At 75.3% G+C, this 3,508-nt stretch carries 4 protein-coding genes; all 4 read left to right on the forward strand.

Annotation, left to right across the window (positions count from 1 at the left end; translation table 11 throughout):
- The first annotated feature begins 233 nt into the window (after nucleotides 1-233).
- The gene (locus FrCorBMG51_RS32145) at nucleotides 234-971 is read left to right on the forward strand and encodes a hypothetical protein (RefSeq protein ID WP_476742237.1); all 738 of its coding nucleotides are present in this window, start codon (nucleotides 234-236) and stop codon (nucleotides 969-971) included.
- Nucleotides 943-1,731 (forward strand): precorrin-2 C(20)-methyltransferase, encoded by a 789-nt coding sequence (gene cobI, locus FrCorBMG51_RS22760; RefSeq protein ID WP_083731038.1) that lies wholly within the window; start codon nucleotides 943-945, stop codon nucleotides 1,729-1,731. Before FrCorBMG51_RS32145 ends, cobI begins: the two co-directional genes overlap by 29 nt.
- Entirely contained in the window at nucleotides 1,728-2,630 is a 903-nt protein-coding gene (cobM, locus tag FrCorBMG51_RS22765; RefSeq protein ID WP_047225063.1) for a precorrin-4 C(11)-methyltransferase, read from the forward strand. The genes cobI and cobM overlap by 4 nt, the downstream gene beginning before the upstream one ends.
- Before the next feature lie 150 nt (nucleotides 2,631-2,780).
- On the forward strand, nucleotides 2,781-3,508 hold a 728-nt coding region (locus FrCorBMG51_RS32150; RefSeq protein ID WP_047225072.1), incomplete at its 3' end, for a cobalamin biosynthesis central domain-containing protein.

A 3,508-nucleotide genomic window follows, 5' to 3' on the forward strand; every position in this document is an offset into this window, starting at 1 on the left:
CGCCGGCCGCGGCCGAGGCGGTCCGGGCGCTGGGGGCGCTGGTCGCCGCCTCCTGCGATCTCGACGCCGTGCTCGAGCTGGCCCGCTCGGCCCCGCCGCTGGACGTCCGCCCCTGGACGCCGTCGGACGCCGTGGCCGAGGCTGCCGCTACGGCGTCCGGCCAGGCGTCCGCGCGGGCAGCGTCCGTGGCCGAGGCGACGGCCAGGCGCAGCGGGCCCGCCAGCCGGCGGCCGGTGCGGATCGCTGTCGCGGGCGGGTCCGCGTTCACGTTCGGTTATGCCGAGCAGGTCGAGCTGCTGCGCGCCGCCGGGGCCGAGGTCGTCACCGTCGACCCGCTGCGTGACGAAAAACTTCCGGACGGCACCGACGGGCTGGTGATCGGCGGCGGGTTCCCCGAGGAGCACGCCGCCGCGCTCGCGGCCAACGCACCGCTGCGGGCCGAGGTGGTCGCGCTGGCGCGCCGGGGTGCGCCGATCGTCGCCGAGTGTGCCGGCCTGCTCTACCTGGCCCGCTCCCTCGACGGGCATCCCATGTGCGGGATCCTCGACGCGGACACGGCGATGGGGCCACGTCTCACTCTCGGTTACCGCCAGGCGGTAGCTGTCTGCGACAACCCGGTCGTCACCGCCGGTACCGGGGTGACCGCGCACGAGTTCCACCACACGTCGGTCGTCACCGCCGCCACCGTTCCCGCCGGGGACGTGCCCCGGTCGGCCTGGCGGGTCGACGACCGGACGGAGGGTTTCGTACACGGCAACGTGCACGCCTCCTACCTGCACCTGCACTGGGCCGGCGTGCCCGGGGCGGCCCGCCGGTTCGTCGCCACGGCCCGCGGAGCAAGATCGCCCGGACCGTCCGCGGCAGATGTTTCGGCTCCCGCGGCAGCCGCCNCGCGGCAGCCGCCGCCGCTCCCAGCGCGGGACGGCCCGCGGGAGGAGCGCGATGAGCGGCGGGAACGTCGAGGACGGTGAGGAGACCGAGGGCGGTGAGGGCGGCGGCACCGTGCCGGTCCGCGGCCGGCTGGTCGGCGTCGGTGTCGGCCCCGGTGACCCGGATCTGGTGACGGTCCGGGCCGTACGGACGCTGGAGCGGGCCGACGTCGTGTTCGTCCCGGTCAGCGAGGGGCTACCGCCGCCGGGCCGGGCCGAGGCGACCGTGCGCGCGCACGTCACCCACGACCGGATCCGCCAGGTGGCGTTCCGGATGACCGGCGACGCCGACTACGACGCCCCGGCGGTCACCGTCAGCCAGGCCCTGCGCGAGCATCCCACGGGCAGTGTGGCGTTCGCGACGATCGGTGATCCGAACGTCTACTCGACCTTCACCACGCTGGCAGCCCGGGTCCGGGCACTGTTACCGGAGGTCACCATCGAGACCGTCCCCGGCATCATGGCCATGCAGGATCTTGCCGCCCGCTCCGGCACGGTGCTGGCAGTGGGCACCGAGACCGTGGCGCTGCTGCCGCTGACCGCCGGGGTGGACGCCTACCGCCGGGCGGTGGCCAACCACGACACCGTGATCGCCTACAAGGGCGGGCGCGCGTTGCCGCAGGTCCTCGACGTGCTGGCCGAGGCCGACCGGCTGGCCGGCACGCACGGCGCGGCCATCTACGGCGCCTGCACGGGCCTGCCCGAGGAGGACATCCGCCTCGCCGCCGACCTGCCCCGCGACCAGCCTGGCCCCTACCTGTCCACGGTGATCTCGACGCGGCGCCGGCAGTGGCCGGCATGACCGCCCGCCCGCCCGGGCGGGTCACGTTCGTCGGAGCCGGCCCCGGGGCCGCGGACCTGCTCACCCTGCGCGCCGTCCGGGCGATCGGCGAGGCGGACGTGGTCATCTGGGCGTCCTCGCTGGTGCACCCGGACGTGCTCACCCATGCCCGCAGCGACGCCGAGATCGTCGACTCGGCCGGGCTGCCGCTGGAAGGCGTACACGAGATCTACCGGCGGGCCGCGGGCAGCGGGCTCGCGGTGGCCCGCATCCACTCCGGTGACCCGGCGCTGTGGGGGGCGCTGCAGGAACAGTTGGAGATCTGCGCCGAACTGGGGCTGGCCACCGACATCGTCCCCGGGGTCAGCAGCTTCACCGCGGCCGCCGCGGCCGTCGGGCGCGAGCTGACCGTCCCGCAGGTGGCCCAGTCGGTGATCCTGACCCGGCTTGCCGGCGGGAAGACCCCGATGCCGCCCGGGGAGGAGGTGGCCCGGTTCGCCGCGCACGGCACGACCATGGCGCTGTTCCTCTCGGCGGCCCGCTCCGGCCAGTTGCAGGCCGAGCTCACCGCCGGCGGCTACCCACCGGAGACACCCTGCGTGGTCGCCTACCGGGTGAGCTGGCCGGACGAGCTGATTGTGCGATGCGCACTCGCCGACCTTGCCGCCACGATCCGTGAGCACAAGCTGTGGAAGCACACGCTGGTGCTGGTCGGCCCCGCCCTCGCCGCCGGCGGGACCCGCTCACACCTGTACCACCCCGGCCACTTCCACGGGTTCCGCCGGGCCGACCGGGCCGCTCGCACCACGCTGCGGACGACCCTGGGCGACTCCCGGCCCTCCTCTGTCCGTGACATTCCTGCCCGTGACTGGCCCTCATCCGACTCACCGACGGATGCCCGCGGAACCGGGCCAGCATGATCATCTTCATTGGGGTGTCCCGCGCAGACCGCCACGAAACCGTCCCGGGTGAGGCCGTACGGCTGGCAGCAATCGACAGGAACGGCCGTCCGCTGGGGAGAACGCGTCGGTGCGCATCGCAATGAACAATCATGATGACGGATGGTCACGATGACGGACGCCAGGCTGTCGGGCCGGTCGGGCATCGGCCTGGTCGCGGTGACCGCCGCCGGCCGCGCGGCCGCCCGGGATCTGCAACGGGCCTGGCCGGACGCCCGCCACTACGACGGCACGGCCCGCGAGGCGCTCACCGCCGCCGTCACCGAATGCGCCGGGGTGGTCTGCTTCCTCGCGACCGGCGCGACCGTCCGGCTGCTGGCCGGCGGCCCGCACGCCGGCGGCCTGCTCACCGGCAAGGACAGCGACCCGGGGGTGGTCTGCGTGGACGAGGCGCGCCGGTGGGCGGTCGCCCTCGTCGGCGGGCACGCCGGCGGAGCCAACGACCTTGCCGAACGGGTCGCCGCCACGCTCGGCGCGACCGCCGTCGTGACCACCGCCAGTGACGCCGCCGCGGTCCCCGCCCTCGACTCCTTCGGCGCCGACATCGGCCTGCGCGTCGAGCCCGGATCACGGCTCGCCACCGTGGGCACGGCGCTGCTCGCCGAGGAGCCCGTGACCCTGTACACGGACGCGGTCTGGCCGCTGCCGCCGTTGCCGGGAACGGTCCGGCCCGCCGATCTCACCGATCTCACCGGCCGGGCCGGACCCGCCGATCACCCCGTTCCCGCTGGTCCAGGCGCCCTCGGTGGCGCCGATGAACCCGACGGGAGCAGTGCGCCGGCCGCGTCGCCGGCCGGACCGGCCACGTCGGTTCCGCCGGATCGGCCGGCGGCGCCCGC

Source organism: Protofrankia coriariae (assembly GCF_001017755.1).
Taxonomy (GTDB): Bacteria; Actinomycetota; Actinomycetes; order Frankiales; family Frankiaceae; genus Protofrankia; species Protofrankia coriariae.